Annotated in this window: 18 protein-coding genes; 14 read left to right on the top strand and 4 right to left on the bottom strand. The window is 42.2% G+C overall.

Going from position 1 to position 16,126, the window contains the following annotated elements; genetic code table 11:
* Positions 1 to 46: 46 nt before the first annotated feature.
* Positions 47 to 1,066, top strand: a complete 1,020-nt coding sequence (locus F957_RS11995; protein WP_016660297.1) for an AraC family transcriptional regulator — start codon at positions 47 to 49, stop codon at positions 1,064 to 1,066.
* Between the two features lie 56 nt (positions 1,067 to 1,122).
* On the top strand, positions 1,123 to 1,698 hold the full coding sequence (locus F957_RS12000; RefSeq protein WP_016539812.1) for a flavin reductase family protein: 576 nt from the start codon (positions 1,123 to 1,125) through the stop codon (positions 1,696 to 1,698).
* A gap of 42 nt (positions 1,699 to 1,740) precedes the next feature.
* Here F957_RS12000 and F957_RS12005 read toward each other — a convergent pair whose 3' ends face one another.
* Together F957_RS12005 and F957_RS12010 are read right to left on the bottom strand one after the other, a co-directional pair.
* Positions 1,741 to 2,310, bottom strand: coding sequence for a hypothetical protein (locus tag F957_RS12005; protein WP_016539811.1), 570 nt, complete (start codon positions 2,308 to 2,310; stop codon positions 1,741 to 1,743).
* 149 nt (positions 2,311 to 2,459) lie between these two features.
* Positions 2,460 to 3,230, bottom strand: a complete 771-nt coding sequence (locus F957_RS12010; protein WP_016539810.1) for a 3-hydroxyacyl-CoA dehydrogenase — start codon at positions 3,228 to 3,230, stop codon at positions 2,460 to 2,462.
* A 143-nt stretch (positions 3,231 to 3,373) separates the two neighbouring features.
* Here F957_RS12010 and F957_RS12015 point away from each other — a divergent pair, with 143 nt between their 5' ends.
* The 4 genes from F957_RS12015 to F957_RS12030 all read left to right on the top strand — a co-directional run bounded on the left by F957_RS12015 (position 3,374) and on the right by F957_RS12030 (position 7,098).
* Positions 3,374 to 4,432, top strand: a complete 1,059-nt coding sequence (locus F957_RS12015) for an AraC family transcriptional regulator (RefSeq protein ID WP_016539809.1) — start codon at positions 3,374 to 3,376, stop codon at positions 4,430 to 4,432.
* 15 nt (positions 4,433 to 4,447) lie between these two features.
* Entirely contained in the window at positions 4,448 to 5,080 is a 633-nt protein-coding gene (locus F957_RS12020; RefSeq protein WP_016539808.1) for an FMN-binding negative transcriptional regulator, read from the top strand.
* A 194-nt stretch (positions 5,081 to 5,274) separates the two neighbouring features.
* Entirely contained in the window at positions 5,275 to 6,249 is a 975-nt protein-coding gene (locus F957_RS12025) for an aliphatic sulfonate ABC transporter substrate-binding protein (protein ID WP_016539807.1), read from the top strand.
* Positions 6,250 to 6,252: 3 nt separating this feature from the next.
* On the top strand, positions 6,253 to 7,098 hold the full coding sequence (locus F957_RS12030) for an ABC transporter permease (protein ID WP_016539806.1): 846 nt from the start codon (positions 6,253 to 6,255) through the stop codon (positions 7,096 to 7,098).
* Here the strand turns inward: F957_RS12030 and prmC are convergent.
* Complete coding sequence (gene prmC, locus F957_RS12035; protein WP_016539805.1) at positions 7,095 to 7,910, bottom strand: peptide chain release factor N(5)-glutamine methyltransferase; 816 nt, start codon at positions 7,908 to 7,910, stop codon at positions 7,095 to 7,097. The genes F957_RS12030 and prmC overlap by 4 nt on opposite strands.
* Positions 7,910 to 8,998 (bottom strand): peptide chain release factor 1, encoded by a 1,089-nt coding sequence (gene prfA / locus F957_RS12040; protein ID WP_005212840.1) that lies wholly within the window; start codon positions 8,996 to 8,998, stop codon positions 7,910 to 7,912. Before prfA ends, prmC begins: the two co-directional genes overlap by 1 nt.
* A gap of 238 nt (positions 8,999 to 9,236) precedes the next feature.
* Between prfA and yiaA the strand changes: the two genes are divergently transcribed.
* The 8 genes from yiaA to F957_RS12080 all read left to right on the top strand — a co-directional run bounded on the left by yiaA (position 9,237) and on the right by F957_RS12080 (position 16,064).
* On the top strand, positions 9,237 to 9,704 hold the full coding sequence (gene yiaA, locus F957_RS12045; protein WP_016539804.1) for an inner membrane protein YiaA: 468 nt from the start codon (positions 9,237 to 9,239) through the stop codon (positions 9,702 to 9,704).
* A 236-nt stretch (positions 9,705 to 9,940) separates the two neighbouring features.
* On the top strand, positions 9,941 to 10,369 hold the full coding sequence (locus F957_RS12050) for a hypothetical protein (protein ID WP_016539803.1): 429 nt from the start codon (positions 9,941 to 9,943) through the stop codon (positions 10,367 to 10,369).
* Between the two features lie 142 nt (positions 10,370 to 10,511).
* On the top strand, positions 10,512 to 11,879 hold the full coding sequence (gene trhP, locus F957_RS12055) for a prephenate-dependent tRNA uridine(34) hydroxylase TrhP (protein WP_016539802.1): 1,368 nt from the start codon (positions 10,512 to 10,514) through the stop codon (positions 11,877 to 11,879).
* Position 11,880: 1 nt separating this feature from the next.
* Positions 11,881 to 12,135 (top strand): YfhL family 4Fe-4S dicluster ferredoxin, encoded by a 255-nt coding sequence (locus F957_RS12060; protein WP_032860330.1) that lies wholly within the window; start codon positions 11,881 to 11,883, stop codon positions 12,133 to 12,135.
* 170 nt (positions 12,136 to 12,305) lie between these two features.
* A complete protein-coding gene (locus tag F957_RS12065) occupies positions 12,306 to 13,241 on the top strand; it encodes an ABC transporter permease (RefSeq protein ID WP_016539800.1) in 936 nt (311 codons plus the stop codon).
* A 2-nt stretch (positions 13,242 to 13,243) separates the two neighbouring features.
* Entirely contained in the window at positions 13,244 to 14,122 is an 879-nt protein-coding gene (locus F957_RS12070; RefSeq protein WP_016539799.1) for an ABC transporter ATP-binding protein, read from the top strand.
* A gap of 53 nt (positions 14,123 to 14,175) precedes the next feature.
* Entirely contained in the window at positions 14,176 to 15,192 is a 1,017-nt protein-coding gene (locus F957_RS12075; protein WP_016660296.1) for an isopenicillin N synthase family dioxygenase, read from the top strand.
* Positions 15,189 to 16,064 carry a hypothetical protein gene (locus F957_RS12080; RefSeq protein WP_016539797.1) on the top strand — a complete coding sequence of 292 codons (876 nt, stop codon included), beginning with the start codon at positions 15,189 to 15,191 and terminating at the stop codon, positions 16,062 to 16,064. The genes F957_RS12075 and F957_RS12080 overlap by 4 nt, the downstream gene beginning before the upstream one ends.
* The last annotated feature ends 62 nt before the right edge of the window (positions 16,065 to 16,126 follow it).

Raw genomic sequence — 16,126 nt, 5'->3', positions numbered from 1 at the left:
TCTGAATAAACTGGATCTGCTTTTAAAATGGAATTTGCTGCGCACTATGAGTATTCCCCGTCTTCAAAATCAGCACTTTATTAGTAGCTCGTATGCTCACCTACTGAGTGAGGTGGTATCACGATGGGATATTGCTGCTGAAACCTTATTTTGGGGTACTGGTGTTGAGATCGAAAAGTTGCATGAGCTAAGTTATAAAATTAGTTTAAATGCCTTTAAAAAAGTGATTGCACGAACGATTGAACTGACACAGGAACAAGGCATCGGTTTTTATGCAGGCACGCAGTTAAAAATCAGCTCACATGGCTTACTTGGTTTTACCGTTGCCATTTCCAAAAATGCCTTGGAGGCGATTGAAACCATCAATCAATTTGCCAGTTTGCAATGCTCATTTGTTGCATTCAACTTCAAAGTTGAAGATCAAACTGCCTATTACAGTATTACCTATGACAGTTCCCTGCTGAATTTTAATGATGAATTAGATACTCAAGCCTATGAATTCAGCTGTATTTTCTTTCTAACAGGTTTTGTCCATTTGGTTCGATTCTTCATTCCAGACTTTAAACCCAGCATTGATCTGCAATGTAAATGCCCTGACTATTTCGCTCGTTTTAGCGATATCCTAACTTCCAGCTTTGCTGAAATACGTTATCAACAACCCAACACCCGCTTAATCACACCCGCAACCTTTTTAAATGCACCTTTAAGTATGGCTGATCCGCTTAGCGCAGAAAAATTTAAAGCCTTGTGCCAAAAAGAGCTAGATGAACTGGTTGCCACTCAGGATATTTTACAGCGGATTAAATATCTGATTGACGATAAGACCGAAGGTTTACTCAGTATTGAACAAGTGGCACAAAAGTTGAACCTGACCAAACGGACTTTGCAACGCATGCTGCAAGAAAAAGCCGTCAGTTTTCAAACACTCTATGAGGACGTGCGCAAGGAAAAAGCCAAACAACTGATGCTAAATCCTTTTCTGACCAAAGATGAGTTGGCTAAAAAACTTGGTTACTCTTCCATTTCCAGTTTCAATCGTGCTTTTAAACGCTGGGAAATTGAATAAAATTTTACGAAAGTTTATGCAACAATAGGATGATGTTTCAACCTTTTGGATGTTATATGAATCACCCAGACATGAAGGCTGTTGAACTTTCCAAAGCCTATCGCCTACTCAATCATGGCCCGACGGTTTTAGTGTCTGCTCAATACGGACAAGAACGTAATGTCATGGCTGCGGCTTGGGCCTGTGCTTTAGAATTAACGCCTGCAAAGGTCACTGTAGTCTTGGATAAAAGTACCAAAACTCGTCAACTGGTAGAGCAAAGTGGTTATTTTGCCTTGCAAGTACCCTGCTTTGCGCAGATTGATCTGGTGCATCAACTCGGAACCATCAGTCAGTTCGATCATCCAAGTAAGTTAGAAGAGTGCAAAACTGAATTGTTTTACCAAGATGACTTTCCAGTCCCACTGGTGGCAGGTAGCCTGGCTTGGTTGATCTGTAAAGTGATTCCAGAACCGCACAATCAACAAGCGCATGATTTATTTATCGGTTCGGTGGTCGGTGCTTGGGCAGATTCACGCGTATTCCGCGATGGACATTGGCACTTTCAAGAAGCCAGCAAAGATTTGCGTAGCCTGCATTATATTGCAGGTGGGACATTTTATCTGATTGGTGAAGAAGTTAAGGCCAAATAATCTTGGATATCAGGCAAGGCCAAACAGGCTTTGCCTCTTTTACTAATCATTGATTTTCATCAACTCACGATATAAAAGATCCAAGAACTGCTGCTGTTCTTGGTCATTTTTAAAATAACGTTGATAAAGACCACTACAGCTTTGTACATCGGCAATATTGGCTTTATTAAATGACCAATCCTTTCGATCTTTGATACTGATGCCTAGATCATCATCACAACTCTGCCATAGCTGAGAAAATCTGGTTCGTTTATCTGCATCTAACTTCTTAAAATCGGCATACACAGAATAGCCGCGCATAGATGAATTAAAAAACTGCGAAATCATGGTAACTGGTACACCACCCCAATCGATGCTTTGACCAATGGGCAAGCGAATATCGGTCAGTTTATTTTCTGACATAATCTGGTCTTGTTTGCCTTTTTTGAAGTACTGTTCCTTATAGACCAAGGTGGTTCCTGCTGGAACATGGATTTTTTTAACCAGCATCGGTTGTTGTGTAACGTAATACGGATAATTTGGTCTTGAGTTGCCACCTGTCGGGTTCATATTACCGACACAGCCTGTTAAGGTCAGTGCCAATGTCATGGATAAAAAAATCATGGGTTTCATCGGTCTGATCCTTCTTGTTAAATCATTTTTATTATTCTTCAACCTTAAATCGAAATTGCTCTAGAAACAATATTCAATAGCACAAACATCAAAGTATAAAAAACCGTTATGAAATGATCTCCATAACGGCGTTTGAATGAAAGCTCAACTTATTTTGGCGCCATACGGATTGCACCATCTAAACGAATCACTTCACCATTCAAATAGGAATTTTCAGCAATATGCGCGACTAAACGCGCAAACTCTTCTGGGCGACCTAAACGTGATGGATAAGGCACCATTTGTCCTAAGGCATCTTGCACATTCTGAGGCAAGCCTTTCAACATTGGCGTTTCCATAATCCCTGGGGCAATGGTCATAACACGGATTGCATGGCGGGCCAGTTCTCGAGCAATCGGTAAGGTCATCGCTACCACAGCCCCTTTTGATGCCGAATAAGCCGCTTGTCCAATCTGACCATCAAAGGCAGCCACTGAAGCAGTATTCACAATCACGCCACGATCTTCATCACCTTCTGCAACCGTGTTTTTACTCATGGCATCTGCCGCAAAACGCAGCATATTAAATGTCCCCGTGACATTAATGTGTAAGGTTTTAGAGAACATCGCCAAATCATGGACGCCATCTTTACCCACTACTTTTGCAGAGGGGCCAATGCCAGCACAATTGATCAGGCCATAAACGCTGCCATGTTTGGCCAATACCTCTTTAAAGAACTGCTCTGCTGCTACTTCATCAGTCACATCTAGCTTGACAAATTCTGCTGCTGCACCCAATGTTTGCGCTTGTTGTTCCCCCGCTTCAACATTCATATCGACCAACGTAACCGAGGCACCCTTTTCGACTAAATATTCCGCTGTTGCCGCGCCTAAACCTGAACCGCCACCTGTAATAACAAAATGTTTTCCCTGAATTTTCATTTACGTTTCCTATCAAATTAAAGATATAAATTCTTATCACTAAGCCTAAAGGCAACTTTTTTCCGATACAATTTCAAAAAGTAGCAGATTTAATGCAACTTTTGAGCATTCGATTTTATTATTCTCCTGTATTTTATTGATCTATGAACAAAAACCTCAACCTCGATCTTAATTCGGCTAAGGACACCATTTCAAATGCTTTAATTCGTGAAGCATTGAGTGTCGCCGCCAGTCGTGGCTTGAATATTGTCAATATCGCCAATCGTGCAGGTATTTCTGCAGAGTTATTAACCTCTTCCAAGGCGCGTGTGCCTGTAACGCAATGCGCGCAGTTATGGGTTGAAGTTGCGGAAAGTATGAATGATGAATTCTTGGGCATGGATCGCCATCCTATGCGCCGAGGCAGCTATAGCCTATTAGCAAAATTAGCGTTTAATGCCGAAACCCTTGAGCAAGCCATCCACGAAATTTTAAAATTCCTAAGTCTGCTACTGGATGATATTCGTGGTGAATTGGTACAACGTGGCACCAAGGCTTATCTGATCTTGCATGATCGTGAGCATCCAAAGCGCATGTTTACCTATTCAACTTATCTGATGCTGGTGCATAGTTTAATGTGCTGGTTGAGTGATCAACGGATTGGCTTCCATAAAATGAGTTTTAGATGCCACCCACCTGTGGAACTACAAGATTATCGAGTGCGTTTTTGCGAGAACATTCAATTTAATGCCGAGCAAAACCAAATCGAGTTTGACGCGCATTATCTCAAGCATAAAATCAAAAAAGATAAACAAGCGCTCAAAGATTTTCTCAAACACACGCCTTATAACCTGATCGTACGCTTTAAAAATGAGAACTCATTAAGCTTACAGATCCGCCGTCAACTGCTGCTACAACCACCATCACAATGGGATGAACTAAAAGAGATTGCACAGCAACTGAATATGTCGACTGCGACCATTCAACGTCGTTTAAAGCAAGAGGGCGTCAGTTATCAGCAGCTTAAAAATGATATTCGCTGTGATATCGCTATTGAACGACTCAGTAAAAGTAATGATTCAATTCAAACGATTAGTGATGATCTGCATTTTCATGATCCGAGTGCATTTCATCGCGCCTTTAAAAAATGGACGGGAGTCAGTCCAGGCAGTTATAGAAAATCATCACCCAATAACAAAAAACTTTTGGGCCACTCAGAATAACTGAAGGAGTAAAGGATGTATTTACCTGAAATATTTGAAGAAACAGATCTTGAAAAACTATATCAATTGATTCAAGACTATCCTTTTGCAACTTTAATTAGTCATAGTGCGGAAGGTTTGGAGGCCAATCATTTGCCCTTTCATTTATTACGTGATAAGCAAAATCAAACAGCAACACTGGTTGCACATATTGCTAAAAATAATCCGCTGCATACCCAAATTGAAAGCGGCACAGAAGTTTTGATGATCTTTCAGGGTGAGCAAGCTTATATCTCACCGAATTGGTATCCAAGCAAACAACAACACCATCGACATGTACCCACATGGAACTATCAAGTCGTCCATGTCAAAGGAAGCATCAATTTTCTGCATGACGAAAAATCTTTACGCGGTATCTTGGCCAGACTGACACGTACTCATGAAGCCAAACAAGCAACACCTTGGAAAATGTCAGATGCACCCAGGGAATATATTGCTCAAGAGCTGCAAGGCATTGTTGGGATCGAAATTCCGATTTCGCAGATCACAGCTAAGTTTAAACTCAGCCAAAATCGGGAAAAGCCAGATGCTTTGGCCGTGGTGAATGGACTACAACAACAAGGTGAAAGCCGCTTAGCCAATGCAGTACAGCAATATATCAAGGAATAAGCTGAGGATATCACTATATTTTCAATAGCAGCCCAACGCAATAATCAACATTGTTGGTGAATAAAAACAATGTTTTGAGACTGATTTGATTTTTATCTATTATCATGATTTCTAAATCAAAATAACTCAGTTGGGATGCTCTGTGATACATGTAAAGATCGCTGATATTTCATTATACGGCGCTGATTTAGCTCATGTCTTTCTTTTCTAAATTACCTCTCTCTAAGACTTTATTCGCTTTAGGCTTCTCTACGATATTTATATCCTCCAGTTTTGCTGCCATTCCAACCACGCTCAAACTTGACTACGCCTACTATGCGCCGACCAGTTTAGTGGTCAAAGATCAAAAACTGTTAGAAAAAGCACTGCCAAACACGCAAATCAAATGGGTGTTCAGTCAAGGTAGTAACCGTTCTTTAGAGTATTTAAATAGCAATAGCATTGATTTCGCTTCAACCGCGGGTTTGGCTGCGGTACTCAGTCGCGCCAATGGTAGCCCAATCAAAACGGTTTATATTCAAAGCCAACCTGAATGGACGGCATTGGTTATTCCTGCAAACTCTCCAATCAAAAACTTAAAAGATCTCAAAGGCAAAAAAATTGCTGCAACCAAAGGCACAGATCCTTTCCTGTTTACGCTACAAGCATTAGATACGGTCGGATTGAATAAACGTGATGTTCAACTGGTGCATTTACAACACCCTGATGGAAAAACGGCCTTGGAACGTGGTCAAGTGGATGCATGGGCGGGACTAGACCCCTTAATGGCTTCTGCACAAATCCAATCTGGGGCAAAATTGCTGTATCGCAATGTTGCATTTAATAGTTATAGCGTCTTGAGCGTCAAAGAAGAGTTTAGTAAACAAAGTCCAGAAGCGGTAGAAGCGGTGATTAAAGCTTATGAACAAGCACGCAAATGGGCCAAAGCCAATCCAGATAAAGTTGCAGCGTTGTTAGCAAGTGAAGCGAAACTGCCTTTACCTGTTGCAAAATTGCAGTTGAGCCGTACCAACTTTGAGCAAAACATTCCTTCAGCGACACAAATCCAAGCCCTGAAACGATCAGGAAAAATCCTAACAGAAGAAGATCTGGTCAGAAAAGGAACTGATGTCAATCAAGTGGTTGATCAACTGCTTGATCCTCGCTTTGCGCAAAAAGTTGTGAAATAAGCGATGCGCAATTCAAGTCATCATGCGGGGCTAACAAATTTTCTGGCCCAACAAAACGCACAGCCAGATAAAAAACGCTTGAATAGAACTTTGAGTGGTTGGCTAAAAGCACTGCTCATTCCAATCCTGCTGCTGATATTGTGTGAGTTTTTGGTCAGAAATGGCTATATCGAAGCATATTTACTCCCTGCACCCAGTAGCTTGTGGCAATCTTTCTGGGATTTAGCTCAATCTGATTTACTACAGCACATTTACATCAGTACTTGGCGGGTGCTCATCGGTTTTGCCCTCGGTAGTGGTTTAGCTTTAATTTTTGCGGTTTGGGTCGGCTTAAGCAAAGAAGTAGAAGCCTATTTAGAACCTAGCTTTTCTGCACTCAAATCCATTCCAAGCCTTGCATGGATTCCATTATTATTGCTTTGGTTGGGGATTGATGAATCGTCTAAAATCACATTGATTGCGATAGGTGCATTTTTCCCGACCTACACCAATACCGTTGCCGCCATCCATAATGTAGATCGAAAGCTGATTGAGGTTGGGAAAGTCTATCATCTCAATGCATTGCAACGGGTTATCTCGATTGTTTTACCTGCCGCTTCTTCTGGAATATTGACTGGTTTACGCAATAGCTTGAGCTTATCTTGGATGTTTATGATTGCCGCTGAACTGATTGCCGCAACCCAAGGAATTGGCTATTTACTTAGTGATGGACGAGAAACTTCACGTCCAGATATTGTAATCATTGCCATTATTCTATTGGCATTGTTAGGTAAAATTAGCGACACCTTGATGAAACGACTCGAAAATCGTTTACTCCGTTGGCGCGATAGCATTCACAAACAAGCTTAAGCCCAACGAGCCAAAGTCACACGATCATTTCCACCATAGTCCTGAATGGTCTGAATCTGCTCAAAACCGTGTTGTTCAAAAATATCACGTACTGTTTGGCCTTGGTCATAACCATGTTCAAGTACAATCCAGCCATTCGGTTTAAGCCAGTCTTTACCTTGGGTGATGATGATTTCAATATCCGCCATGCCCTGCTTAGCTGCAATCAGTGCACGCTCAGGTTCCGACTTGAGCTTTTGCATATGTACATCGTCAGGATCAATATACGGCGGATTGGATACAATCAAATCAAATTGTTGTTGTTCTAAAGCCTCAAACCAAGCCCCACAGGCAAATTTCACCTGCATCAGCCCGTGTCGAACCGCATTGTCCTGCGCTACCTCTAAAGTCGGCGCATAGATATCTGTTGCAGTGACTTGCCATTGTGGACGTTCACTCGCAAGTGCCAAAGCAATTGCACCCGTGCCTGTCCCTAGGTCAACAATATTGGCTTGTGAACTTAATGGCAGTTTTAATACCGTTTCCACAAGGATTTCGGTATCCGGACGCGGTACCAAAGTGTCATGGGTGACTTTTAAATCGAGCGTCCAAAACGGTTGTGAACCAGTGACATAGGCCAAAGGTTCACCTTGTTCGATACGAGCCAGCCCATCCAAATAAGCTTGCTCCTGTATTTCGGTCAACTCTTGCTCAAGTCTTAATTTAAGTTCTAAGGCATTGATCCCTAAAAGATGTTCGAGTAGCCATGCCGCCTCTTGACGTTCATAGCTATCAATTTCACCTTTGATCTCTAAGGCTTGAGCAATATTCATTAGCCGCCATTTTCCTGTGCAAGCATCGCCAACTGATCCGCTTGATATTCACGATGTAAGCTATCTAGCAATTCAGTTAAATCACCTTCCATAATCGCATCTAACTTATATAAAGTGAGGTTGATACGATGGTCAGTCATACGACCTTGTGGATAGTTGTAGGTACGGATACGCTCAGAACGATCCCCAGAACCGACCAAATCACGGCGCATTTCTGAAGTTGCTGCATCAGCCGCTGCACGTTTGGCATTTTCTAAACGTGAGACCAACAACGCCATCGCTTTGGCTTTGTTCTTGTGCTGTGAACGCTCTTCCTGACATTCCACCACCACACCCGATGGAATATGGGTAATACGAACCGCTGAATCGGTTTTGTTAATATGCTGACCACCTGCACCTGATGCACGGTAAGTATCAATACGCAAATCGGCAGGATTAATTTCAACTGTAGTGTCTACATCGACTTCTGGCAGAATCGCAACCGTACAAGCCGAAGTATGTACACGGCCCTGTGATTCAGTCGCAGGAACACGTTGTACACGGTGCGCACCACTTTCAAACTTCAAACGACCATAAACGCCTTCACCGTCAATACGGCAAATGATTTCTTTATAACCGCCATGTTCACCTTCATTTTCAGAAAGCACTTCAATACGCCAACCTTGTGTTTCAGCGTATTTGCTATACATACGGAATAAATCGCCCGAAAAGATCGCTGCTTCATCACCGCCTGTACCCGCACGAACCTCAAGATAGGCTGCGTTGGCGTCATTTGGATCTTTCGGAATCATCAACACATTTAACTGCTCTTCAAGCGCAACCAAAAGTGCTTTATTTTCTTTGATTTCTTCCTCGGCCATGTCTTTGAAATCAGGATCTGATTTCATCGTTTCAGCCGTTTCGATATCTTCTTCCGCTTGACGATATTTGCTCCAAACCTCAGTGATTTCAGTTAAATCATTATGTTCACGAGACAATTTACGAAAACGTTTATTGTCCGAAATTACTTCTACATCAGCGAGTAATGCAGTCAGCTCTTCGTGACGATCACAAAGTTGATCGAGTCTTAAACGGAGTGATGCTTTCATGGGCGGAATATCTCAAAATCTAAAGACTCAGTGCCGACGAAGCACGAGCAAAATCAAAAAATTGCGCATAGTTTACAGACTCTACTGCTTAAAAGACATAGAGAATCAGGGGAACTTACTATTCCACACCCATTTCATCACAAATTGTTCAGTTTTAGTTCTCAATGCTTGTTCTCTGACTAAGGCTTATATATAAATAATGCAAGACAAATAGAAAGATAAAACAATAGGATAATTTATGAATAATTTTATAAACCGTCCCACCTCTGCCTTTATCGCTGCGAGTTGGGTGGCATTACTCGCAGGTGGTGTAGGCTTTATGATCGGCCTCTGGAATGCCAATATGCCTTTGCATGAAAAAGGCTATTATCTCGTGATCTTGCTGTATGGGCTTTTTTCCGCAGCTTCTTTGCAGAAAACCGTGCGTGATCAACTGGAAGGGATTCCTGTTACGGCGATTTATTATGGACTCTGTTGGGCTTCGATGGCCCTATGTATTGGTCTTTTATTGGTGAGCTTATGGAATGCCGAACTGAGCATGAGTGAAAAAGGCTTTTACATCATGTCCTTTTTATTGAGTCTGTTTGGCGTGGTGGCAACCCAAAAGAATATTCGTGACTTAAACTATCAGCGTCTGCAGACTGAACTCAATCCACGTCAGTTCAAACACGAAGAGCAAACTGCGAAAGATGAATCCTTAGATTAATTCAAAAATGAATGGAGCCTTAAAATAAGGTTTCATTTTTTTGTGCAAGGTTTAACGATCTTATTGTTTAATCGTATCTTACGCGCATTCTCCTCTAAGCTCAGCAACATAACACTACAATCCAGACACCAAAGAGTAATAATTCAGAAAAGCTTCTCCACACTTTCATACTCAAACTTTGTTACATTTGCAGCCATGAAAAAGAGGTCCGCTTTATTTCGGACACGGAGTCAAAAATGAAATTAAATGCTTGGTTATGTGCTGCTATTTTTGCGAGCTCATCATTGGTTACTGCTGCTCATGCTGATAATGCAACCCGAGTTGCTGCAACGTCTGCGCTTGGTAGCGTCGTCGGTACTGCGATTGGTAAAGAAATGGGTGGAAACAGCGGCGCAATGATTGGTTCTGCTCTCGGTGGTGCTGGCGGCGCTGCAGCTGCAAGTAGCAAACGTACCCGTACTGAAGCTGCCATTGGTGGTGGTCTAGGTGGTGTTGGTGGTTATACTGTCGGCAAAAACCTAGGGGGCACGACTGGTGGTTATATCGGTGCTGCAGCTGGCGCAGCGGGTGGTTCTGCTCTAGGCCGTAAAGTCGGACAAGACCGCGACTATGACAATTACCAATCTAAGAAATACAAGAAGAAAAGAAAGCACCGTCATCACTAATTCAAAAAGCACCTTCGGGTGCTTTTTTATGGCCTAGACTTTCCATTAATATCTATAAAATCCTGAGCAAAACACTAGGTTGAATCCTTAATCTGAACTTTCTAGAATAATCCCTTATTTTTTATATGCCTTTTTTTGCATCATGAATACTGAATTACTCTCTCCTGCTGGTTCACTTAAAAATATGCGTTATGCCTTTGCTTATGGTGCCGATGCGGTCTATGCAGGCCAACCCCGCTATAGCTTACGCGTGCGTAACAATGAATTTGACCATGACAATTTAAAAATCGGGATTGATGAGGCACATGCCCTAGGCAAAAAATTTTATGTGGTGGTCAATATCCAGCCACATAATAGCAAGCTCAAAAACTTTATTCGAGATATTGAACCAATTGTTGCCATGCAGCCCGATGCGCTGATTATGTCTGATCCCGGATTGATTATGTTGGTGCGTGAGCATTTTCCTGAGATGCAGATTCATCTCTCGGTACAAGCCAATGCCATTAACTGGGCCACAGTAAAATTCTGGAAAGACTATGGTCTAAGTCGGGTAATTTTATCTCGAGAACTTTCGCTCGATGAAATAGAAGAAATCCAAAATCATGTCCCTGAAATTGAACTGGAAGTGTTCGTGCATGGGGCACTGTGTATGGCCTATTCTGGTCGTTGCTTGTTATCGGGTTATATGAATAAACGTGATGCCAATCAAGGCGCCTGTACCAATGCCTGTCGTTGGGACTATAAAATCCACACAGCGCAAGAAGATGCCAATGGAGATGTCACCCCTGTTCAACCAGCCAATACTCAGCAGCAATGTTGCTCAAAAACATCAAACAGCACTAATACGGCGCAAACTGTTTTGGTGCAGCGTCATGATGAAGAGATGTTTGCCGCTGAAGAAGATGAGCACGGCACTTATTTTATGAATTCTAAAGATCTACGCGCAGTGCAACATGTAGATCGTCTGACTCAAATGGGTGTTGCTTCTTTAAAGATTGAGGGTCGGACTAAATCTTATTTTTATTGTGCCCGTACTGCACAGATTTACCGTAAAGCCATTGATGATGCACTGGTAGGTAATGAATTTGATCCTAGCTTGATGACTCAACTGGAAGGTTTAGCAAACCGTGGTTATACCGAAGGCTTCTTGCGCCGCCATGTGCATAGCGATTATCAAAATTATGTCGATGGTTCATCGCATTTTGACTATCAACAATTTTGCGGTGAAGTCACTGCACGTCATGGCGACCATATTCGCATTGAGGTTAAAAACCGTTTTGTGATTGGTGATTCACTTGAGCTTATGACACCCAAAGGCAATATCCACTTCAAATTAGAACAGATGCGTGATCTTAAAGGCAATGCCATTGAAAGTGCCAAGGGTTCAGGGCATATCGTAGAAATTCCATTTTCCCCAGAAGTCGATATTGAATATGCACTGTTGATTCGTAATTTGCCCCATGCCACAACCGAGTTACGATCTGCGGCTTTGGCCTATTCGGCAGATTAAGATGGCACTACTGATTACTAACGCATGTATCAATTGCGATATGTGCTTACCTGAATGCCCCAATCAAGCGATTAATGAAGGTGCAAAAGTCTATGAAATTGATCCACAACGTTGCACTGAATGTATCGGTTTCTACACAGCACCCACCTGTCTTGCTGTCTGTCCCATCGACTGTATTCAGCCTGACCCAGCGTGGCTGGAATCTCCTGATCAACTGCTGATTAAATTCCATAACCTGAATCTATTCAATCATTAAGGACTCACTAAAAGATAGGCACAAGCATCGCTATCAAATTACAAAGTGCCTATCTCGCTTTTCATTGACTGCACTTCATCCTGATTTTGCTATTCAGCATCCGCACTGGCATCAAAATTGCTAATTAGTATTACGTTTTATTCAATTAGTATTACTACGGGTGTGCACCTATGCATCATTCAGTACTGTCAAAAAGCAAAAAGCTTTATTTGAGTTTGGGGTCTTTTCTAATTCCCATTCTGATCTGGAGCTGTGTCAGTTACTTACCCTTTATCTGGCATCCACAAGTTCAAATTACCCATGCAGGCTCAGCCACTTATCTACAGGCAGGCACCCGAATAGATAAGCAGGCTTATTATGCAGAGGCACAAGATGCCGTCAATCAAGGCAAAACACCGCCTACAGGTATTCTGGTCAATCCCATTTATTTGCCTGCACCGCATCAAGTGGCGAAAGCCTTATTTACGTCCTTTACCACGCCCCCGCAACAGGCCGACGCGCCGTGGTTACATCAAAGTCTGTGGCACAGTATCAAGATTGTATTTACGGCGTTTTTTATTTCTTCATTGATCGGTGTGCCGTTGGGTATCCTGTGTGGTTTTTCCAATACCATCTCTAAGCTGACTGAACCCTTTGTCGAGTTCTTTCGCTACCTGCCAGCACCTGCCTTTGGGGCATTAGCAGTGGCGATTTTAGGTATTAATGATGCCCCGAAAATTGCCATTATCGTGATTGGTACCTTATTTCAGCAAATTCTGATCATTGCCAATACCACTCGAATGGTTGACCGCGGCTTGGTTGAGGCAGGCTATACCCTAGGCACCAATAAGCTTAAAAGCCTGTTCCATGTGGTGATTCCTGCGGCACTACCTGACATTTATCGAGACCAACGGGTGTTACTCGGTTGGGCATGGACCTATCTGATCGTGTCAGAACTGATTGGTGCCACATCAGGAATTACCTGGTTCATTACTCAACAAGCGCGTTATCAGAACTTTGACAATGTTTATGCCGCCATCCTGATTATCGGGGTGATTGGACTGTTGTGTGATTTGATTTTAATGAAACTCGGCACATACCTATTTAAATGGAAAAAAGGAGTATAAATATGGCGGATAATTTCGATACCAAAGCCTATTTTGAGCATATTTATACGCGTCCCGTGATGTTGGAAACCAAGCAACTGACGCAAATTTTTCAGCATGGTGATTCAGAACGAACCGTGCTGAACCAAATTGATTTACGTATTCATAAACGTGAGTTTGTCTGTGTGATTGGTCCTTCGGGATGTGGAAAATCAACTTTAAGCCGTGTGGTTGCAGGTCTAGATGACTATCACAGTGGCGAGGTTCTGGTTGAAGGGCAAAAGATTAAAGGCCCAAGTTCAGAACGTGGCATGGTGTTTCAAGGCTATACCTTATTTCCATGGAAAACCGTTAAAGAAAATGTGATGTTTGGTCCTTTGATGAAAGGCATCAGTCAAACCCGTGCCGAAGAAATGGCACGTGAGTGGATTAATATTATTGGCTTAGAAAAATATGAAAATCAGTTTCCACACGAGCTTTCAGGTGGGATGAAACAGCGTGTCGCCATTGCCCGTGCCTTAGTCAATGAACCTAAGATTTTACTCATGGATGAACCTTTTGGTGCACTCGATCCCTACACCCGACAAAAAATGCAGAAGCATTTGATGGACTTGTGGCAAAACATTGATATCACCATTTTATTTGTCACGCATGACATGGATGAAGCCATTTTATTGGCTGATCGTATTGTGGCCTTAAAAGCCAATCCAGGTGAGATCAAAGAGATTATCGAGGTCAATCTACCACGCCCACGAAGCATGGAACTGATGCATTCGCCTGAATTTAAACAATTACGGGAACGGGTTGATCTGTTGGTACATCACCAAGAGGAACAACTCGACCCTGCACTACAAGATTTACCTAAAATTCCACGTATGACCCAAATGAGTACACACAAATAAAATAGCGTTTGGGACGACCCAATCTGCTTCATTTATTGCTGGACGACCAGCCAATGGTGAGTCTCATGAACCATGATTATGTGTTGCCCTTAATTGATATTTCACCCCTCAACAGTGAGCGTTTAGAAGATCGCAAACAGGTGGTCAAGCAACTTGATCAAGCCTGTAAGGAGGTTGGCTTCTTATACATTCAAGGAGAACAATTTCAGCCCGAACTGTTCGATCAGTTAAAACAAACCGCGCAGCACTATTTTAGCCAAGACCAAGCCACTAAAATGCAGCATTATATTGGTCTTTCGCAAAATCATAGTGGTTATGTGCCAATCGGTGAGGAACAATTCAAAGCCAATGTCTATGATCTAAAAGAATCCTATGACATCAATTATGACTATCTCGGTGAGCAGCATCGTCGCCCTTTAATCGGACCAACACTATGGCCTGAAGATGCCCACTTTAAACACACCGTCTTAAATTATTATCAACATATCAAAGCCATCGGTAATCAGCTATTTAAAGCTTTTGCTTTGGCACTTGAGCTGAATGAAGACTTTTTTGAACCGCATTTAAAGCATGCGCCGAGCCAATTAAGACTGATTCATTATCCTTACAATCCTGAGGCACAAGATCAATCAGGCATTGGTGCACATACCGACTATGAATGTTTTACCCTGTTATTTCCAACGGCGGAAGGCTTACAAGTACTGAATAAACAAGGTGAATGGATGGATATTCCCTTAATTGAAAACACCATGGTAATGAATATTGGCGATATGATGGAGATCTTATCTAATGGTCGCTATCTGGCAACCAAACATCGTGTAAGACGAGTACAGCAAGAACGTTACTCTTTTCCGCTGTTCTTCTCCTGTGATTATGACTATCTGATTCAGCCACTGATTCTCAATGAAGCACCGTTATACCCGCCTATGAAAGGCGGTGAGCATCTATTCAATCAGACCGCTCAAACTTTTATGTACCTCAAGCAACGCATTCAATCAGGTGAGCTGGTACTTGAAAATGCCCGTCCGCTGTACTCCTTTGGTTTAAATGAACAAGGAGCAGGTGAATGAATCTAATCAACTTACTCGCGCAACTTGAACCAACTGCAATTGATGATCAGTCGCCCTTGCCCAGCTATTTACTGGGATGTTTTAGACGCAAAAGTATCAGCTTCTTTAATGGCATGACGGATGAAAAAACCATTGTGTACTGGTTTCAGTCCAAATCTTTCAGTATTGACCTCCGACTGGTCGATGCCAATCAAACTGCAGTACATGAGCGACAAGGATGGATCGGCGATACCTTATGGGATTCAGAGCGTGAATTACTCTCTTGGCAGGTTCATCAAAACTATCAGAATCATATTCAATGGCCTGAACCAGCGAAACTCTACCCGATCGGCAACAGTATTTTAGAGTTTTCACCTTCCCATGCCTATGTAGAGGATTGGCGGCAACAGGCTCAGCAAGGTTTATTGCTTGGTTTACGTCTATTTCAAATGCAACATGTGGCAACACAACAGATGATAGCTATGGATGGTGGCTTGATGATCAGCGATCAGCACATGGCTTATGCTCAATCACGCCTTCCTCAACAACAAAAGCAACTGAAGAATAGCCCGATTGATCATCCTGAAAATGATCCTAAAGTGATCGAAAGCTATGAAGTCTCGGTTGCTTTAAATGGTTCTTCTATTGGTTTTAGTACAATCAGTAGTCGTTTACAGCAATCAATTTCACTCGATGATTTTGAAATAGAAGATTCCAATACCCTGACCCAACTGAAACAGATTGAAGGTGAACTGTATCGACTTTATTTTCATCTGGATATGTATCAACCTGATTTTGTATTTAATACCACAACCGCAACCACTACAGATACACAACAATGGCTGGCTGCTGAGCAAAAGCATTTATTAAAAAATGCCACGCGAACTTACTAAAACTGTTTGTATCTGATTGATTCTAAAAAGGACAATCAATTCTTTAAAAAGATTGTCCTTAA

It is taken from the genome of Acinetobacter gyllenbergii CIP 110306 = MTCC 11365, assembly GCF_000413855.1.
Classification (GTDB): Bacteria; Pseudomonadota; Gammaproteobacteria; order Pseudomonadales; family Moraxellaceae; genus Acinetobacter; species Acinetobacter gyllenbergii.
Note: the sequence above shows the minus strand (reverse complement) of the source record. Positions and strands in the feature narration are given on the sequence as shown.